We start from the raw sequence: 18479 nt of genomic DNA on the forward strand, positions 1-18479 counted from the left end.
CTGACGAGCCGTCAGACCGAGCCGGCCGCGGAGCGGGTCAGCTGAACTCGGCCAGCGTGCGCTCGGCCTCCTCCAGCCACGAGCGGCGGGCGGTCAGCGCCTCCTCGGCCTCCTTGACGTCCTTGGCCCGGCCCGCGTCCTGTGCCTTGGCCAGACGCTTCTCCAGCTGCTCGATCGAGGTGCGGAGCTGGTCGACCGTGCTCTGGGCGCGGGCGCGCGCCTCGGGGTTGGACCGCTTCCACTCGGCCTCCTCGGCCTTGCGGACGGCGTCGTCCACCTTGCGCAGGCCGCCCTCCAGGCGGTCGCGCTGGTCGCGCGGCACCGGGCCGGCGGCCTCCCACCGCTCCACGAGGTGCCGCAGCGCGGCGCGGGCGGCGCGCACGTCGGTGACCGGCAGGATCTTCTCCGCCTCGGCCAGCAGTTGCTCCTTGACCTCGGCGTTGGCCGCCAGTGAGGCGTCACGCTCGGCGAACACCGCCGAACGCGCCTGGAAGAACTCGTCCTGGGCGCCCTTGAAGCGGGCCCACAGCTCGTCCTCCACCTCGCGCGAGGCCCGGCCGGCGTTCTTCCACTGCTGCATCAGGTCGCGGTAGGCCGCGGCCGTGCCGCCCCAGTCGGTCGAGCCGGCGATGGCCTCGGCCTCCTGGACGATGCGCTCCTTGGTGGCGCGGATGCCCTCACGCTGCTCGTCGAGGCCCGCGAAGTAGTGCTTGCGGCGCTTGGCGAACGCGGTGCGGGCGGCCGACAGCCGCTTCCACAGGGCCGCCTCGGTGACCCGGTCGATGCGGTCGGCGGCCTTCCACTCCTCGACGATCTGGCGCAGCCGCTCGCCGCCGGACTTCCAGTGCGTCGTCTCCTCGGCGATGCGCTCCGCCTCGGCGACGATGCGCTCCTTGACCGCCCTGGCCTCGCCGCGCGCCTTCTCGCGGGCGGCCTTGACCTCCTCGCGGCGGTGTGCGACGAGCTCGGTCAGGCCGTCGAGGCGGGCGGTCAGCGCGCCAAGGTCGCCGACCGCGTGCGCCTCGGCCACGGCCTCGCGCAGCTTGACGATGCTGGACTCGGCCTGGGCGGGCGCCAGGTCGGTGCCCTTGACCCGCTGCTCCAGCAGCTGGACCTGGCCGGCCAGCTCGTCGTACTTGCGATGGAAGTATGCCAGCGCTTCCTCGGGTTCACCGGCCTGCCAGGAGCCGACGGCGCGCTCTCCCTCAGCCGTACGCACGTAGACGGTGCCGTCGTCGTCTACCCGGCCCCACGGGTCGGTGCTCACCGTGTCCTCCCGCACTTTCCATCAGACCCTTCGGGACATGTCGTCCCTTGTTGTATTACGTCAGCTCTTGCCAGCTATTGTCACGTCTTTGATTTCGACGGTTTCCTTGGGTGCTCCCGTGCCGTCCCCGGCGTCACCGATGACGCCTGCCTTGTTGACCTTGTCCAGGATGTCGAGCCCCTTCGTGATCGTACCCACCGGCGTGTAATCGGGCGTAAGTCCGATATCGCCATAGACCAGGAAGAACTGGCTGCCCGTGCTGCCCGGCGCCTGCGTCTTGGCCATCGCCATCACGCCGCGCTTGTACGTGGCTCCCTTGAGATTCTCCTCGGCCATCACGTAGCCGGGGCCGCCGGAGCCGTCCTGCCCGGGTTTGCCGTCGGCCTTGGCCGTCGGGTCGCCGCACTGGAGCATCGGGAACTTGTCGCTGCCCAGCCGGTGGCACTTGCTGCCGTCGTAGTAGTTCTTCTTCGCCAGGAACGCCAGCGAGTTGACCGTGCAGGGCGCCTTGGCGTTGTCGAGCTCGACCTTGATGTCGCCCAGGTTGGTCACCAGCGTCATGGTCTTCGTGGCGGGCTTGGGCGACACCTTCGCCGGCGGCATGCCGACGTCCTTGACCGTGCCGCCGCCGGTGTCGGCCACGTAGCCGCACGTGCCGGTCGCCGGGTCGTACGGCTTGGGCTGCGCGGCCGGGGACGCCGAGGCGGTGTCCTGAGGCGCGGAGGTGTCCTGCGCCGAGGCGGTGGGCGTCGCCGCGGCCTCGTTGTTCGGATCGCCGCCCAGCAGGGCGACCGCGGCGACGATGCCGCCTACCACGACCACGACTCCCACCGTGGAGCCGATGATCGCGGTGCGCTTGGCCCGCTGCTCGCGCTCGATGCGGCGCTGCAACTGCCGCTCGTGGTGCTCGCGTGCCAGCTGCTTCTGCCGGTCCTTCCCCGTGGCCACCGCTTTGCCTCCCATAGTCAATCAACTGAGGTGGGCGAATCGTATCGGCCAACGGGCGATGATTCGCAGCCCGGCGACCCGCACCGGTACCCTTCGGTTACATTCCCATTGGCTTTTTTGACGAGATCACCTGAGGCAGATGCTCATCGCAGGCTTCCCCGCAGGGGCCTTCCAGACCAATTGTTACGTCATCGCGCCCGCCGCGGGCGAGGAGTGCGTGATCGTCGACCCTGGTCAGGACGCCGTGGACGGGGTCGACGAGCTGCTGCGCGAGCACCGGCTCAAGCCGGTCGCGGTGCTGCTCACCCACGGCCACCTGGACCACGTCTGGTCGGTGGCCCCGGTGTGCGGCGCGCGGGACGTGCCGGCCTGGATCCACCCCGAGGACCGCCACCTGCTGTCCGACCCGGCCGCGGGCTGGTCGCCGACGAGCTCCCAGATCTTCGGCGGCATCACGCTGAGCGAGCCCGACGACGTGCGGGAGCTGTCGGACGGGGCCACGCTGCCCCTGGCCGGCCTGGAGTTCGTGGTCGACCACACGCCCGGCCATACCAGGGGGTCGGTGAGCTTCCGGCTGCCCGGCGACGCGATCATGTTCGCGGGCGACCTGTTGTTCGCCGGCTCCATCGGCCGCACCGACCTGCCGGGCGGCGACCACCCGACGATCCTGCGCAGCCTGGCCGCCAAGTGCCTGACGCTGCCTGACGATACGGTCGTCCTGCCGGGCCACGGACCACAGACCACGATCGGCCGCGAGCGCGCCAGCAATCCTTACCTCAAGGACGCCGCCCCGCACGCCGGTCCCACACGAGGGATCTGATGAACTTCCAAGCACCCAAAGGGGTCAAGGAATACGTCCCGCCGCAGGCCTCGACGTTCTCCGCGATACGCGCGGCGTTCGCGGAGACGGCCAGGCGCGCGGGCTACGCCTACCTGGAGACGGCGGTCTTCGAGGACACCCAGCTGTTCGCGCGCGGGGTCGGTGAGTCCACCGACGTCGTGAGCAAGGAGATGTACACCTTCACCGACCGCGGCGGCAGGTCGCTGACGCTGCGCCCGGAGTTCACCGCCGGCGTGCTGCGCGCGGTCCTGGAGTACGGTTTGCACCGCGGCCAGCTCCCGGTGAAGGTCTGGACCGACGGGCCGGTGTTCCGCGCCGAGGCGCCCCAGGAGGGCCGCTACCGGCAGTTCTACCAGCTCGACCTGGAGGCGATCGGCAGCGAGGACCCGGCGGTCGACGCCGAGACCATCGCGCTGGCCTGGCAGTGGTACTCCACGCTCGGCCTCACCCAGGTCCGGCTGCTGCTCAACTCGCTGGGCTGCAAGGAGTGCCGGCCGATCTACCGCGCGCGGCTGCAGGAGTTCCTGCGGGGGCTCGACCTCGACGAGGCGACCAGGGAGCGGATCGAGATCAACCCGCTGCGCGTGCTCGACGACAAGCGTCCGGAGGTCCGCGCGCAGGTCGAGGACGCGCCGCTCATCGGCGACCACCTGTGCGCCGACTGCAAGTCGTACCACGACCGCGTCAAGCAGCTCCTGGCCGATCTCGGCATCCCGTGGGAGGACGCCCCGAGGCTCGTGCGCGGGCTCGACTACTACACCCGCACCACCTTCGAGTTCGACCACCCCCTGCTCGGCGCGCAGTCCGGCATCGGCGGCGGCGGCCGCTACGACGGGCTCTCCGAGGCCATCGGCGGGCCGGCGCTGCCCGGCATCGGCTTCGGGCTCGGCCTCGACCGCACCGTCATCGCCCTGGAGCGGGAGGGCGTCGCCCCCGCGGCCCCGCCCCGCTGCGAGGTGTACGGTGTGCCGCTGGGCGAGGAGGCGGCGCGCGCCATGTTCAGGCTCCTCAGCGAGCTGCGGGCGGCGGGGGTCGCCGCCGACATGGCCTTCGGGGGCAAGGGGCTGAAGGGCGCCATGAAGGGCGCGGACCGCTCGGGTGCCCGCTTCGCCCTCATCCTCGGCGAGCGCGACCTGGCCGCGCAGGCCGTCCAACTGAAAGACCTGACCACCGCTGAGCAGACCGAGGTGCCGCTGGCCCAGGTCGTCGACGTTTTGAAAGGGAAAGTGCAGTGATTCGCACGCATACGGCCGGGTCGCTCCGTGAGGAGCACGCCGGGCAGCAGGTGACGCTCGCGGGATGGGTGGCCCGGCGCCGTGACCACGGCGGCGTGGTCTTCATCGACCTGCGCGACGCCTCCGGCTCGGCGCAGGTGGTCTTCCGCGAGGAGGACCACGCCCACGACCTGCGCGCCGAGTACTGCGTGAAGGTCGTCGGCCAGGTCCGGGTGCGCCCCGAGGGCAACGAGAACCCCGACCTGCCCACCGGCGCCATCGAGGTGGTGGCCGAGGAGGTGGAGGTGCTCAGCGAGTCGGCGCCGCTGCCGTTCCCCATCGAGGGCAACGTCGGCGTCTCCGAGGAGGCCCGCCTCAAGTACCGCTACCTCGACATCCGCCGCCAGCAGGTGGCCCAGTCGATGCGCACCCGCTCCAAGGCCACCTACCTGGCCAACGAGGTGATGAACGAGCTCGGCTTCGTCTACGTCGAGACGCCGACGCTCACCCGCTCCACGCCCGAGGGCGCCCGCGACTTCCTCGTGCCGGTCCGCCTCCAGCCCGGCAACTGGTACGCCCTGCCGCAGTCGCCGCAGCTGTTCAAGCAGCTCCTCCAGGTGGGCGGCCTGGAGCGCTACTACCAGCTCGCCAAGTGCTACCGCGACGAGGACCTGCGCGCCGACCGGCAGCCCGAGTTCACCCAGATCGACGTCGAGATGTCGTTCGTCGACCAGGAGGACGTCATCGCGGTCGGCGAGAAGCTGATCGGCCGGCTGTGGCGTGAGGTGCTGGGCTACGAGATCCCGATGCCGCTGCCGCGCATGACCTACGCCGACGCGATGGCCCGCTTCGGCTCCGACAAGCCCGACCTGCGCTTCGGCCAGGAGCTCGTGGACATGACGGAGTACTTCTCGGCCACCACGTTCCGCGTCTTCCAGGCCGACTACGTGGGCGCGGTCGTCATGCCCGGCGGCGCCTCCCAGACCCGCAAGGAGCTCGACGGCTGGCAGGAGTGGGCCCGCTCGCGCGGCGCCAAGGGCCTGGCGTACGTGCTGGTGCAGGCCGACGGCACCCTTGGCGGCCCCGTGGCCAAGAACCTTTCGGAGCAGGAGCTGTCCGGCCTGGCCGCCGCGGTCAAGGCCGAGCCGGGCGACGCGATCTTCTTCGCGGCCGGCGCCCGCAACGCCTCCCGCGACCTGCTGGGCGCCGCCCGCCTGGAGATCGGCCGCCGCTGCGGGCTGATCGACGAGTCGCAGTGGTCGTTCCTGTGGGTGGTGGACGCCCCCATGTTCGAGGAGGACGGCGAGGGCGGCTGGACCGCGGTCCACCACCCGTTCACCGGCCCCAAGCCCGAGTGGGCCGACACCTTCCAGGACCACCCGGCCGAGGCCCTGGCCTACGCCTACGACATGGTGTGCAACGGCATGGAGATCGGCGGCGGCTCCATCCGTATCCACCGCGCCGAGATGCAGCAGCGCGTCTTCGACGTGCTGGGCATCTCCAAGGAGGAGGCCGAGAGCAAGTTCGGCTTCCTGCTGGAGGCGTTCAAGTACGGCCCCCCGCCGCACGGAGGCATCGCCTACGGCTGGGACCGCATCTGCATGCTGCTGTCGGACGGGGAGTCCATCCGCGACGTCATCGCCTTCCCGAAGACGGCCTCCGGCTTCGACCCGCTCACCGGAGCCCCCACGCCCATCACGGGAGCCCAGCGCAAGGAGGCCGGTGTCGACGCCCAGCCCAAGGCCGAGGCGTAGTCACAGAGCGGTTACAGGCCGTCCCAGACGGCAGCAGGCGCCCCGTCTCCCTCGCGGAGGCGGGGCGCCCGCGTCGTCCGGCCCCGGAAAGCAGCCGGCCGCCTCCCGGAGGACTTCCGGGGAGGCGGCCGGCTCGGGCCTGACGACGGTCAGGACACGACGACCCGCTTGATGATGATCGGGTTCTTCGGCGCGGTGGAGCCGCCGTCGCCGGTGATGTCCTGATCGTTGACGATGACGCCGTCCTTGGCGACCTTCTCGATGATCTCCAGGCCGGAGCGGACCATGCCGAGCACCGAGAACTGCGGCTCGATCTGCGCGTTCTCGTCCGACACCGAGATGGCGAACTGGCTGCTGTTCTGCCCCGCCGCGTCCGGCGGCTGGGTCAGGAACACCACGCCCCGCGTGTACGGGACGGCGCCGACGGCCTCGTCCGGGAAGACGTAGCCCGCGGTGCCCTGACCGTCGGTCGGATTCTTGCCGTCGGCCTTGGCCTTGGGGTCGCCGCACTGGAGCAGGAACAGTCCCGAGGTCTCGGGCGTCACCAGCCGGTGGCACTTGGTGTTGTCGTAGAAGTGCTTCTTGGCCAGGAACGCCATCGAGTTGACCGAACACGGGGAGATGTTCGGGTCGACGTCGATGACGATGTTGCCGTGGTTGGTGACCACGGTCATCGTCTTCAGCTTCAGGTTGGGTCGCTTGCCCGGCATGCCGACGTACTTCTGCGGCACGTCCGAGGTGTCCCGCTTGTAAGTGCAGGTGACCGGGCCGGCGTGCGTCGGGGACGCCGGGGCCGTGGGCAGCGCGGCCGACGGGGTGGCCGAGGCGGACGGCGTGCTCTCGGCCGCGACGGTCCTGGCCGGCTCCCGGTTGATCAGGGTGGTCGCGGCGAAGATGCCGCCCGCCACCACGACGACGGCCACGCCTGCGCCGATGAAGGTGTTCCGCCTCGCCTTGGCGGACTGCGCGGCGGCACGCTCCGCCTGCCGCTCCTTGTGCTCCCGCGCCAGCTGGCTCTGGCGGTCTTCGCCGCTCACCGGTATGTCCTCCACTTTGCCTACACATGACCAAACAACTCCGCGAATGCTACCGGCACCGGAATGTGATGGGCGTAAGTGAAGGAAGCAGGCCACTGTTGCGCGGCAGGTCGTGAACCATATCGTCCTGCCGTACGTGGTTGAAATAAGGACTGAAGAGGTGCGAGCCATGTTCGACCAGATCCTGGGGCTGCCGGCGCACGCGTTGATCATTCATTTCGCCGTCGTCCTGACGCCGCTGCTGGCCGTGGTCGCCGTCGCGTACGCGGTGCTGCCGAGCAGGCGCGCGTTGCTGGGCTGGGCCCTCGTGCTGCTCTCCCTGGCGGCGCCCGTCGCGATCTTCGCGGCCAAGGAGAGCGGCGAGCGGCTCAGGGAGGCCCGCTTCGCCGCGGCCGGCGGCACGCTCGGGGAGCGGATCGAGACGCACGAGAGCTTCGCCGGGCCGCTCCTGCTGTCGGTGGCCGGCCTCGCGGCGGCCTCGCTGGTCCTCGTGTACGCCACCACGTCCGCGCGCGGCTCCACTCGCGACCGCTTCGGCCGCGGCGCCACGCTGGGCCTGTCCGCCCTGTCCGTGGTGCTCGCCGTCACGGCCGCCTACTTCGTCTTCCGGGCCGGTGACTCCGGGGCGAGGGCCGTGTGGGGCGGGAGCTCGTAGTCCCCGGCGGCCCTCCTGTGATGGATCGCCGGGCGTGGACCAGCGTGTAATCTCACGCTGTGGAGAGCTTGTTCGATTCGGCGGCCGAGCAGGCCACGCCTCAGCCGCTCGCGGTCCGGATGCGCCCGCGCTCGCTCGACGAGGTGATCGGCCAGCGCCACCTGCTCGGCCCCGGCACCCCGCTGCGCCGCCTCGTCGAGAGCGAGGCCCCCATGTCGCTCTTCCTGTGGGGGCCGCCCGGCACCGGCAAGACCACGCTGGCCTACGTCGTCTCCAACGTCACCAAGCGCCGCTTCGTCGAGGTCTCCGCGGTCTCGGCCGGGGTCAAGGACGTCCGCGCCGCCATCGAGCAGGCCCGCCGCGAGCTGGGCATGACCGGCCGGCAGACCGTCCTCTTCGTCGACGAGGTCCACCGCTTCAACAAGGCGCAGCAGGACGCCCTGCTGCCCGCCGTGGAGAACCGCTGGGTCACCTTCATCGGCGCCACCACCGAGAACCCGTTCTTCTCCGTCATCTCGCCGCTGCTGTCGCGCTCGCTGCTGCTCACGCTGGAGTCGCTGTCCGACGACGACATCCGGACGGTGCTGGAGCGCGCCGCGGCCGAGGAGCGCGGGCTCGGCGGCCGCGCCACCCTGGCCCCCGAGGCGCTCGACCACCTCGTACGCCTGGCCGGCGGCGACGCCCGCCGCTCGCTGACGTACCTGGAGGCGGCGGCCCTGCTGGAGGACGAGATCACGGTCGAGGTGGTGGAGCGGGCCGTCGACAAGGCGGCCGTCCGCTACGACCGGCAGGGCGACCAGCACTACGACGTGATCAGCGCGTTCATCAAGTCGATGCGCGGCTCCGACGCCGACGCCGCGCTCCACTACCTCGCCCGCATGGTCGAGGCCGGCGAGGACCCCCGCTTCATCGCCCGGCGCATCGTCATCTTCGCCTCCGAGGACGTCGGCATGGCGGACCCCACCTGCCTGCAGACCGCGGTGGCCGTCGCCCAGGCCGTCCAGCTCATCGGCCTGCCCGAGGCGCAGATCAACCTGGCCCACGCCGTCATCCACTGCGCGCTGGCCCCCAAGTCCAACGCCGTCGTCAAGGCCATCGGCGCCGCGGCCGGCGACGTGCGGCGCGGCCTCATCGGCCAGGTGCCGGTCCACCTGCGCGACGCCCACTACCCGGGCGCCGCCAAGCTCGGCAGCGGCGAGGGCTACAAGTATCCCCACGACTTCGACCACGGCCTCGTCCGCCAGGAGTACGCGCCGGAGCAGGTGCGGCAGCGGCGTTACTACGAGCCCACCCGGCACGGCGCCGAGGCCCCGGTCGCGGACCGCTGGGCCAGGATCCGCGACTTCCTCCGGGGCACCTGACCTCTCTGCCGGGCCCCTCATGCGGAAGGCCGGCGACCTCAGGGGCGGGCGGAGGGGACCACGGGCGGGGCCGCACGGGCCAGCTGATCACGGTGCGGCGGATCCGGCGGCGCCCCCTGTGCCCAGTAACCTGGGTGCCCGAACGCGATAGGGTTCTTGCGTTTCCGGCGCAGCGTACGAGGGAGATGACCGGATGCTTACCGCTGGAGAGGTCGCCGGGCTGATCGCGGCCACGGGCTGGATAGTCCTGGTGTGTGTGCTCACGATGGTCCTCGTCAGGCTCGCCAGGCTGCTGACCGAGACCACCCGGGCGGTCTCCGACCTCAGCAGCCGCGTGGCGCCGCTGCTCGACGACGTCAGCGTCACGGTCAACGAGACCAACCGGCAGCTCGTCGCCGTCGAGGCGATCGCGCAGGACCTCAAGCAGGTCAGCGGCCACGCCGCCCGCCTGAGCGCGGTGACCCAGACCATCTTCACCGGCCCCCTGATCAAGGTGTCGGCGCTCGGCTACGGGCTGCGCCGGGCCATCGAGGCCCGCCGCCCGCGCAAGCCGCGCGCCACGGGCGGCCGGGCGGCGGGCCCGGCGGCAGGCCAGGCAGCGGGTCGGGCGGTTCGCCGGGCCGGGAGGCGCCCGTGATCCGCCGCCTGTTCTACCTGTCGCTCGGCGCGTTCCTCGCCCTGTGGGTGATGCGCAAGCTGCAGGCGCTCCAGCCCGACCACGTGGCCCGTCGCACGGCCGCCGGCGCGGCGGGCATGCTCGCGCGGGTGAGAGACTTTACTTCCGACGCGCTCGGCGAGGCGGCCGACCGCGAAACCGAGTTGCGGGCCAGGTTCGGCCTTGACCAGTCTGGTCAGGGCGACTGAGCGCCAACGGATCGACCACATACGACTAACGCAAAGGATGGCCACCATGGAGTCGGCAGAGATCGCGCGCCGCTTCCTGCGCTTCTTCGAGGAGCGTGGGCACACGGTAGTGCCCTCGGCCAGCCTGATCGCAGAGGACCCGACGCTTCTCCTGGTCAACGCAGGTATGGTGCCGTTCAAGCCGTACTTCCTGGGGCAGCGCAAGCCTCCGGCGTCCCGGCTGACCACCGCCCAGAAGTGCGTCCGCACGCCCGACATCGACGAGGTGGGCAAGACCACCCGTCACGCCACGTTCTTCCAGATGCTGGGCAACTTCTCCTTCGGCGACTACTTCAAGGCCGAGGTCATCCCGTTCGCCTGGGAGCTGCTCACCCGCTCCGAGTCCGAGGGCGGCTTCGGCTTCCCCGAGGACCGGCTGTGGGCGACCGTCTACCACGAGGACGACGAGGCGTTCGACATCTGGCACAACAAGGTCGGCCTGCCCGCCGAGCGCATCCAGCGCCGCGGCCTGGAGGACAACTACTGGCACATGGGCGTGCCCGGCCCCGGCGGTCCCTGCTCGGAGATCTACTACGACCGCGGCCCCGAGTACGGCAAGGACGGCGGCCCCGTCGCCGACGAGGACCGTTACCTCGAGGTCTGGAACCTCGTGTTCATGCAGTACCAGCTCAGCCAGGTCCGCAGCAAGATCGACTTCGACATCAGCGGCGAGCTGCCGAGCAAGAACATCGACACCGGCATGGGCCTGGAGCGCATGGCGGCGATCCTGCAGGGCGTCGACAACATCTACGAGATCGACACCACCTACAAGATCCTCGACCGGGCGGCCGAGCTCACCAGGACCCGCTACGGCCGCGACACGCGCGCCGACGTGAGCCTGCGCGTCATCGCCGACCACGTGCGCACCGGCACCATGCTCGTGGCCGACGGCGTCATGCCCGGCAACGAGGGCCGCGGCTACGTCCTGCGCCGCATCCTGCGCCGCAGCGTGCGCAACCTGCGCCTGCTCGGCTCCGGCGACGAGCGCTACATGCACGAGCTCACCCGGGTCGCGATCGACGTCATGGGCGAGCAGTATCCCGAGCTCAAGGCCGACGCGCCGCAGATCCACGGTGTCATCGACGCCGAGGAGGCGTCGTTCCTCGGCACGCTGCGGACCGGCACCGCGATCTTCGACGTCGCGGTCGAGGAGACCAAGCGCAAGGCGGGCTCCTCGATCTCCGGCGAGCAGGCGTTCCAGCTCCACGACACCTACGGCTTCCCGATCGACCTGACGCTGGAGATGGCCTCCGAGCACGGCCTCGCGGTCGACGAGGAGGGCTTCCGCCGCCTGATGAAGGAGCAGCGGGAGCGGGCCAAGGCCGACGCCGCGGCGAAGAAGACCGGCAACGCCGACATCTCCGTCTTCGGGCAGCTCCTGGAGAAGGCCGGCAAGATCGAGTTCCTGGGCTACGACGAGACGGAGGCCGAGACCACCGTCGTCGGCGTCCTCGTCGACGGCGTGCCCGTCCCGGCGGCGGGCGCCGGCTCGACCGTCGAGGTCGTGCTCGGCCGCACCCCCTTCTACGCCGAGGGCGGTGGCCAGCTCGCCGACCAGGGCGTCATCCGCACGGCCGGCGCCGAGGTCGAGATCGTCGACGTGCAGTCGCCGATCAAGGGCCTCGTCGTCCACCGCGGCAAGGTGCGCTCCGGCGAGCTGCGGGTCGGCGACGAGGCGCAGGCCGAGATCGACATCGAGCGGCGCCGCGCGATCTCGCGCAGCCACAGCGCCACCCACCTCGTCCACCGCGGCTTCAAGAACGCCCTGGGCGAGTCGGCGGCGCAGGCCGGCTCGGAGAACTCTCCCGGCCGGTTCCGCTTCGACTTCACCGCGGCCGGCGCCGTCCCGCCGAGCGTGCTGCGCGACGTCGAGGACGAGGTCAACGCCGTCCTCATCAACGACCTCAAGGTCAACGCGTTCTACACCTCGCAGGCCGAGGCCCGGGCGATGGGCGCGCTGGCCATGTTCGGCGAGAAGTACGGCGACGAGGTCCGCGTGGTGGAGATCGGCGACTACTCCCGCGAGCTGTGCGGCGGCACCCACGTCCACAGCTCCGGCCAGCTCGGCCTGGTCAAGGTGCTCGGCGAGCAGTCGGTCGGCGCGGGCGTGCGCCGCGTCGAGGCGCTCGTCGGCATCGACGCCTTCCGCTTCCTGGCCCGCGAGAGTGTGCTGGTCGCCCAGCTCACCGAGCAGCTCAAGGCGCGCCGCGAGGAGCTGCCCGAGCGCATCGAGGGCATCGTCACCCGGCTGCGCACCGCCGAGAAGGACCTGGAGCGGCTCCGCTCCGCGCAGGTGCTTCAGGTGGCCGGCGAGCTGGCCTCCCAGGCCGGTGACCAGCAGGGCGTCTCCGTGGTGACACACCGCGCGCCTGATGGCACGACTGGGGACGATTTGCGTAAGCTCGCGCTTGATGTGCGTGGCAGATTCCCGGCCGACAGGCCTGCGGTCGTCGTGATCGCCGGTGTCCCCTCCGACCGACCCGTGGTGGTCTCCGCGGTCAACGAGGCGGGACGCGAGCGAGGGCTCAAGGCCGGGAGACTGGTCGGCGTCGCCGCCAAGGCTCTTGGGGGTGGCGGTGGAGGCAAGGACGACGTCGCGCAGGGTGGCGGCACGCGCCCGGAGGCGATCGGCGACGCGCTGCGGCTGGTCGAGCAGGCCATCGAAGGACAGCTCGGCTGACATGCGGTTCGGCTCACGGATCGGCGTCGACGTCGGATCCGTCCGCATCGGCGTGGCCCGCAGCGACCCGTCGGGGATGCTGGCCACGCCGGTCGAGACCGTCAGGCGCGGCAAGGGCGACCTCGACCGCATCGCCGCCATCGCGGCGGAGCACGAGGCGATCGAGGTCGTCGTCGGCCTGCCGACCTCCCTGTCCGGCAGGGAGGGGCAGGCCGCCGCGCTGGCCCGCGAGTTCGCGGGCGCGCTGGCGGGGCGGCTCGTGCCGACCCCGGTCCGGCTGTTCGACGAGCGTCTGACGACCGTGGCCGCCCAGCAGGGGCTGAGGGCCAGCGGCGTACGGGCCAAGAAGCAACGCGACGTGGTCGACCAGGCGGCGGCGGTGGTGCTGCTGCAGGACGCCCTGGACGTCGAGAGAGCCACCGGCGCTCCGCCGGGCAGGCCCGTCGATCCGCCGTCCGCGGCGGACGCCGGGCCCACCTCATGACCCGCCCTCCGACGGGGCACGGCCGCTCCGGCCACGGAGCACGCCGATGAGCGGGGGAGCGGCGCGGGGTCCCGACGAGGATCCCCACGCCGACGCCTCCCACCCGAACCCGCCTTCTGCGGAGTCCCCGATGCCCGCGAGCGGCGGCCACGAGGACGCCGAACAGGATAGGGGCGGCCATGACCGCGGCGAAGCGGCTGGACCGGTCGCTGAACCGGGGGACGACGAGGCGGACACGCTGCCCCTGCCCGTGGGGCGGCGGGAAGGCGTGCGCCGGGCCGTCGTCACCGGTGGCGTCACGCTCTCCGCGCTGGTCCTGGCGGCGGGCGTGTACGCGCTGGTCAGGCCGTACCTGAACCCGGACGACCACGGGGACGCCGGAGCCGTCACCGTCCGCATCACGCCCGGCGCCGGCGCCGCCGACGTCGGCGAGCTGCTGGCGGCCAGCGGGGTGGTGACGAGCGCCCGCTCCTTCGTGGCGGCGGCCGAACGGCGCGAGCCGGCCGAGCTCAAGCCCGGCTTCTACCAGCTGCGCACCGGCATGTCCGCCGGTGAGGCGCTCGACCTGCTCCTCTCGCCCGCCTCGCGGGCCGTCCGGCGGGTCACGTTGCCGGAGGGCATGCGGCTGGGGGAGACCCTGCGGCACATCGCCGAGCAGTCCGGCGTGCCGCTCGCGGACCTGCGGGCGGTCGACTCCCGCAAGGTCGGCCTGCCCGACTACGCCCAGGGGCTGGAGGGCTTCCTGTTCCCCGCCACGTACGCGGTGCAGCCCGGCACGACCGCCGGGGGACTGCTCACGGCGATGGCGCAGCGGTTCGCGACCGTCGCGGACCGGCTCGACCTGGAGGAGCGGGCAGCCCGGCTGGGCCTGACCCCGCTCCAGGCCGTCACGGTGGCCAGCATCGTGCAGGCCGAGCCGGCCAAGGACGCCGATTACCCGAAGATCGCCCGGGTGATCTATAACCGGCTGAGGCGTGACATGCCGCTCCGGATCGACTCCACCATCCTGTACGCCCTGGGCAAGCGGACCTCCCGCCCGTCACGGAGCGACACCAGGGCGGGCTCGCCGTACAACACGTACACGCGCAAGGGGCTGCCGCCCGGGCCGATCTCCAACCCCGGGGTGACGGCGCTGAAGGCGGCCCTCCACCCGGCCAAGGGTGATTGGTACTGGTTTGTCGCGACGGATCCGGCGCATAGAATCACCAAATTCACCGACAAAGAGAGCGAGTTCGTGAGATACCGGGAAGAGTTGAACGAACACCTCGGGACGAACTGATGCTCCCCGCGACGCCCCCCACCTCCCGCAGGATCGGCGAGATCCCCGGGCGGAGTCACGGAGCCGGGACGCCGGCGCTCTTCTCGTTGCCCCGCACGGCTACGGAGAGTGACGTCCCGGGGGTATCGGTGCATGACCGGCGGATTCCCCCGTTCCGTACGGTGACCCCCCACTGTTCGGTCCGGCCGCTTGACGGCGGGCGCACCGAACCGGGAGATTGGCCAGCGCACCTATGAGCGAGCTCGATATGGATTTCCTGCTGGGCGCCGAGGACGACGACGAAGGTCGTGACCGGCGCCGGTCCCGTGGTTCCGGCGGACGCGGCAACCGGAGGCGGCGCAGACGCCGCAGCCGCGGCCGCTTCATCGCCCCGCTTCTCGCGTTCATCATCCTCGCCGGCATCATCGGCGGCGGCGGCTACTTCGGCTACCAGTGGATCAGCGGCGCCCTCGTCCCCGACGACTACACCGGGCAGGGCCAGGGCAACGTGGTGATCGAGATCAAGGAGGGCCAGAGCGCCTCCGACGTCGCCGTGGAGCTGGAGCGGCAGGGGGTCGTGGCCAGCGCCCGAGCCTTCACCAACGCCGCGGCCAGCGCCAACATGAGCTCCAAGCTCCAGCCCGGCTCGTACACCATGCGCAAGCGCATGTCCGCCGCCAACGCGGTCAAGCTGCTCGACTCGGGCAACCGCCTGCTCGTACGGGTGACGATCAGGGAGGGCCTGCGCGTTTCCGACACGCTCACCCAGCTCGCCAAGGCGACAGGCAAGCCGGAGAAGGAGTTCCTCGCCGCGGCCCGCAACGTGCGTGCGCTGGACCTGCCCAAGTACGCGAAGAACAAGCCGGAGGGCTACCTCTTCCCGGCCACGTACGAGTTCCAGCCCAAGACCACGCCGGCGGAGATGCTGACCACGATGGTCGAGCGTTTCGGGGACGCGGCCGACAAGGCGGGCCTGGAGGAGGGCGCCAAGAGCCTGGGCCACACCCCGGGGGAGATCGTCACGATCGCCAGCATCATCCAGGCCGAGGCCGGCCGGTACGAGGACATGCCCAAGATCGCCCGGGTGATCTACAACCGCCTGGAGCACCAGCCGCCCATGAAGCTGAAGATGGACAGCACGGTCATGTACGGGCTGAACAAGTACCGCACGGCGGCCACCAATGCCGAGCTGCTCATTCCCACGAAGTACAACACGTACATGCACCACGGGCTCCCGGTCGGCCCCATCTCCAACCCGGGCGACCACGCCATCGAGGCGGCGCTCAACCCGGCCAAGGGTGACTGGCTGTACTTCGTCGCCACGGACCCGAAGAGCGACATCACGAAGTTCGCCACCACGGACGCCGAGTTCCAGGCGCTTCTGAACGAGTACCACAAGAACGGCGGCTGAGCCCCGCCCTTCCGCCAAGGCCGTCGAGGGCCGCCCGCACGGACGCGGGCGGCCCTCGTCATGTCCGCAGGTCGCCGAGCCCCCGAGAGGGCATGGCGCCTGCGTCGGGGCGACGTCGGGGGCGGTAGGGTGCTCGCAGTTCGGGAAGGCGCGAAGGAGCAGGTGATCATGCGGGCCGCGGTGATGGGCTCACCGATCGCACACTCGCTCTCCCCCTGTCTGCACCGGGCCGCGTACGCGGCGATGGGGCTGGCCGGGTGGAGCTACGAGGCGATCGAGTGCGACGAGGCGGCGCTGCCGGAGACGCTCCGGCGGCTTCGTCCGGTGCGCGGCGAGGCCACCGGGGACGGGGACGCCTGGGCGGGCCTGTCGCTCACGATGCCGCTCAAGCGAGCCGTGCTGCCCCTGCTGGACTCCGTGACCGAGCCGGTCGTCGAGGTCGGCGGCGCCAACACGGTGGTGTTCCGCGACGGCGCCGCGCACGGCCACAACACCGACGTCCACGGCGTGCGACAAGCCCTGGTGGAGGCGGGGGTGCCCGCTCCCGGCTCGGCCACCGTGCTGGGCGGCGGCGCGACCGCGGCCTCGGCGCTGGCGGCGTTGCGCGGCCTCGGCCTCCAGGCGGCCACGCTGCTGGTACGGGATCCCGCCCGCGCGGGGGAGACGGCCGAGGCGGCCGAACGGATCGGCGTGGCGCTGTCCGTGGAGACGTTCGACAAGCTCGACGCGGCGCTGCGGGTGGACCTGGTCGTCTCCACGCTGCCCGGCGGCGCGGCCGACGCCTACGCCGGGGCCCTGGCCGGGGTGCCCGCCCTGTTCGACGTCGTCTACTCGCCCTGGCCCACGCGCGCGGCCTCGGCGGTGCGGGCGGCGGGCGGCACGGTGGTGGGCGGCTTCGCGATGCTGCTGCACCAGGCGGTCCGGCAGGTGGAGCTGATGACGGGCCGCACGGACGTCCCGGTGGAGGCCATGCGCGCGGCCGGCGAGGCCGAACTCCTCAGACGGGCCACGCGAACGGGTTGACCACCGTCACGCCGGTTTCCGCGAAATCCTTGACGTTACGGGTTACCACGCTCCAGCCGTGCACCTTCGCGGTGGCGGCCAGCAGCCCGCCCGCGGTCGGCAGCGGGCGGGTGGTGTTGAGCCGGCCCCATTCCTCGGCGATGTCGGAGGTGACGGGAACGATCCGATCGTGGAATGACGCATACAGGCGGGCGAGCCACCGCTCCAGGATCATGGCCTGCTCAGGGTCGCGCCGTCTACGCAGCTCGATCCCGCAGCGGATCTCTCCGAGGGACACGGTGCTCAGATGGAGAGTCGGACCGAGTGATGCCTCGATCCACTCCTTCACTCGCGGGTCGCCATTGCGCTTGCGGACCTCGGAGACCATGTTCGTGTCGAGGAGGTAGCCGACGCTCACCAGCCAAGGTCCACTTCGCGTGGCAGATCCCGGTTGCGCGGGAACTCGATGTGGTCGTCCCAGCCGGGCGCGCTGAGCAGGAACTCCTTGAAGTCGGGCTCGTCGCCCTTGAGCCGGCGGTACTCCGCCATGTCGATGACGACCGCCACGTCCTCCCCGTGGCGCGTGATGATCTGCGGGCCCTCGTCATGCGCCCGGCGCACCACCTCGCTGAAGCGCTGCTTCGCCTCCTGCAACTGCCATAACGGCACCATCGCCTCAAATCTGGACAGACTGGACAGAGTCCGCCCTCGCTCCGACCGTAGCCGAGCCGGAGGTCGCCGGAGGGGGGAACATTCGAGGTGGTCCCGCGGTTGTGGTAACGTAGCTCTCTGATCGGTCCGGCATGTTTGCTGGACGCGCAAGCGGAGGTCTCCCTCCCACCCAGGTCGCCGAGAGGTGGCCGGGTCAAGGATCACGCCGGACTATTCCGGGGAGCTTGAGGCCACGCCGCCGAAAAGCTCAGTGGCCCCGCATGCGCGACGTGCGGGGCTTTTCGCGTCTGCGTGAAGCTCTCCGGCACGACGAGCACGTAGGGATCGCAAACCTAGGAGGCCCCATCAGCACTGAGCCCCGCATCAACGAGCGTATCCGAGTTCCCGAGGTCCGCCTCGTGGGCCCGAACGGCGAGCAGGTCGGCATCGTGTCCATTCACGATGCGCTGAAGCTCGCCCAGGAAGCCGACCTTGACCTCGTCGAGGTCGCGGCGACGGCTCGACCGCCCGTGTGCAAGCTCATGGACTACGGCAAGTTCAAGTACGAGTCCGCGATGAAGGCGCGCGAGGCGCGCAAGAACCAAGCGCACACGATCATCAAGGAGATCAAGCTCCGGCCGAAGATCGACCCGCACGACTACGAGACCAAGAAGGGTCACGTGGTGCGGTTCCTCAAGGCGGGGGACAAGGTCAAGGTCACGATCATGTTCCGTGGTCGCGAGCAGTCCCGTCCGGAGCTCGGCTTCCGGCTGCTGCAGCGGCTGGCCGAGGACGTCCAGGAGCTCGGCTTCGTGGAGTCCCAGCCCAAGCAGGACGGCCGTAACATGATCATGGTGCTCGGCCCGCACAAGAAGAAGGCCGAGGCCAAGGCCGAGAAGGCCGCCGCCAAGGCACAGCGTGACGGTGAGGAGCTTCCCGCCCAGGAGGAGCCTTCCGAACAGGAAGCGTGACCCCTGGTAGGGGTTAGCCTTACAGCGCACCCCTAACGGCCA

18 protein-coding genes are annotated in these 18479 nt (G+C 70.9%); 13 read left to right on the forward strand and 5 right to left on the reverse strand.

Features of this window, described 5'->3' with window-relative positions:
* Window positions 1-37: 37 nt before the first annotated feature.
* Together ABZS51_RS28260 and ABZS51_RS28265 are read right to left on the reverse strand one after the other, a co-directional pair.
* Window positions 38-1267: a DUF349 domain-containing protein gene (locus ABZS51_RS28260; RefSeq protein WP_310712341.1), complete on the reverse strand. Its 1230-nt coding sequence runs from the start codon at window positions 1265-1267 to the stop codon at window positions 38-40.
* A gap of 60 nt (window positions 1268-1327) precedes the next feature.
* Window positions 1328-2215 carry a peptidylprolyl isomerase gene (locus tag ABZS51_RS28265; protein WP_355447034.1) on the reverse strand — a complete coding sequence of 296 codons (888 nt, stop codon included), beginning with the start codon at window positions 2213-2215 and terminating at the stop codon, window positions 1328-1330.
* A gap of 139 nt (window positions 2216-2354) precedes the next feature.
* Here ABZS51_RS28265 and ABZS51_RS28270 point away from each other — a divergent pair, with 139 nt between their 5' ends.
* The 3 genes from ABZS51_RS28270 to aspS are packed head-to-tail and all read left to right on the forward strand — an operon-like array spanning window position 2355 to window position 6024.
* Window positions 2355-3035, forward strand: a complete 681-nt coding sequence (locus ABZS51_RS28270) for an MBL fold metallo-hydrolase (RefSeq protein ID WP_355447037.1) — start codon at window positions 2355-2357, stop codon at window positions 3033-3035.
* Window positions 3035-4291 (forward strand): histidine--tRNA ligase, encoded by a 1257-nt coding sequence (gene hisS / locus ABZS51_RS28275; RefSeq protein ID WP_310712338.1) that lies wholly within the window; start codon window positions 3035-3037, stop codon window positions 4289-4291. The genes ABZS51_RS28270 and hisS overlap by 1 nt, the downstream gene beginning before the upstream one ends.
* Window positions 4288-6024: an aspartate--tRNA ligase gene (gene aspS / locus ABZS51_RS28280; protein WP_355447040.1), complete on the forward strand. Its 1737-nt coding sequence runs from the start codon at window positions 4288-4290 to the stop codon at window positions 6022-6024. The genes hisS and aspS overlap by 4 nt, the downstream gene beginning before the upstream one ends.
* Before the next feature lie 149 nt (window positions 6025-6173).
* Here aspS and ABZS51_RS28285 read toward each other — a convergent pair whose 3' ends face one another.
* Complete coding sequence (locus tag ABZS51_RS28285) at window positions 6174-7061, reverse strand: peptidylprolyl isomerase (RefSeq protein ID WP_310712336.1); 888 nt, start codon at window positions 7059-7061, stop codon at window positions 6174-6176.
* A 169-nt stretch (window positions 7062-7230) separates the two neighbouring features.
* Between ABZS51_RS28285 and ABZS51_RS28290 the strand changes: the two genes are divergently transcribed.
* The 9 genes from ABZS51_RS28290 to ABZS51_RS28330 all read left to right on the forward strand — a co-directional run bounded on the left by ABZS51_RS28290 (window position 7231) and on the right by ABZS51_RS28330 (window position 16836).
* Entirely contained in the window at window positions 7231-7716 is a 486-nt protein-coding gene (locus tag ABZS51_RS28290; protein ID WP_355447043.1) for a hypothetical protein, read from the forward strand.
* Window positions 7717-7835: 119 nt separating this feature from the next.
* Window positions 7836-9077, forward strand: a complete 1242-nt coding sequence (locus ABZS51_RS28295; RefSeq protein ID WP_355447111.1) for a replication-associated recombination protein A — start codon at window positions 7836-7838, stop codon at window positions 9075-9077.
* 193 nt (window positions 9078-9270) lie between these two features.
* Complete coding sequence (locus ABZS51_RS28300; RefSeq protein WP_355447046.1) at window positions 9271-9714, forward strand: DUF948 domain-containing protein; 444 nt, start codon at window positions 9271-9273, stop codon at window positions 9712-9714.
* Window positions 9711-9941: a hypothetical protein gene (locus ABZS51_RS28305; protein WP_310712333.1), complete on the forward strand. Its 231-nt coding sequence runs from the start codon at window positions 9711-9713 to the stop codon at window positions 9939-9941. The genes ABZS51_RS28300 and ABZS51_RS28305 overlap by 4 nt, the downstream gene beginning before the upstream one ends.
* 46 nt (window positions 9942-9987) lie before the next feature.
* Window positions 9988-12660 (forward strand): alanine--tRNA ligase, encoded by a 2673-nt coding sequence (alaS, locus tag ABZS51_RS28310; protein WP_355447049.1) that lies wholly within the window; start codon window positions 9988-9990, stop codon window positions 12658-12660.
* A gap of 1 nt (window position 12661) precedes the next feature.
* Window positions 12662-13144 carry a Holliday junction resolvase RuvX gene (gene ruvX / locus ABZS51_RS28315; protein WP_355447052.1) on the forward strand — a complete coding sequence of 161 codons (483 nt, stop codon included), beginning with the start codon at window positions 12662-12664 and terminating at the stop codon, window positions 13142-13144.
* 46 nt (window positions 13145-13190) lie between these two features.
* Window positions 13191-14423 carry an endolytic transglycosylase MltG gene (gene mltG, locus ABZS51_RS28320; protein ID WP_355447055.1) on the forward strand — a complete coding sequence of 411 codons (1233 nt, stop codon included), beginning with the start codon at window positions 13191-13193 and terminating at the stop codon, window positions 14421-14423.
* Between the two features lie 232 nt (window positions 14424-14655).
* Window positions 14656-15813, forward strand: coding sequence for an endolytic transglycosylase MltG (gene mltG, locus ABZS51_RS28325; protein WP_355447058.1), 1158 nt, complete (start codon window positions 14656-14658; stop codon window positions 15811-15813).
* A gap of 168 nt (window positions 15814-15981) precedes the next feature.
* Window positions 15982-16836, forward strand: coding sequence for a shikimate dehydrogenase (locus tag ABZS51_RS28330; protein WP_355447061.1), 855 nt, complete (start codon window positions 15982-15984; stop codon window positions 16834-16836).
* On the opposite strand, the gene ABZS51_RS28335 is transcribed toward ABZS51_RS28330, so the two are convergent.
* Together ABZS51_RS28335 and ABZS51_RS28340 are read right to left on the reverse strand one after the other, a co-directional pair.
* Complete coding sequence (locus ABZS51_RS28335) at window positions 16811-17233, reverse strand: type II toxin-antitoxin system VapC family toxin (RefSeq protein ID WP_355447064.1); 423 nt, start codon at window positions 17231-17233, stop codon at window positions 16811-16813. The two genes, ABZS51_RS28330 and ABZS51_RS28335, sit on opposite strands and share 26 nt — an antisense overlap.
* A complete protein-coding gene (locus tag ABZS51_RS28340) occupies window positions 17230-17487 on the reverse strand; it encodes a type II toxin-antitoxin system Phd/YefM family antitoxin (RefSeq protein WP_355447066.1) in 258 nt (85 codons plus the stop codon). The genes ABZS51_RS28335 and ABZS51_RS28340 overlap by 4 nt, the downstream gene beginning before the upstream one ends.
* Window positions 17488-17831: 344 nt before the next feature.
* Between ABZS51_RS28340 and infC the strand changes: the two genes are divergently transcribed.
* Window positions 17832-18437, forward strand: a complete 606-nt coding sequence (gene infC / locus ABZS51_RS28345; protein ID WP_355447114.1) for a translation initiation factor IF-3 — start codon at window positions 17832-17834, stop codon at window positions 18435-18437.
* The last annotated feature ends 42 nt before the right edge of the window (window positions 18438-18479 follow it).

This window comes from Nonomuraea sp. NPDC005501 (assembly GCF_040605905.1).
Taxonomy (GTDB): domain Bacteria; phylum Actinomycetota; class Actinomycetes; order Streptosporangiales; family Streptosporangiaceae; genus Nonomuraea.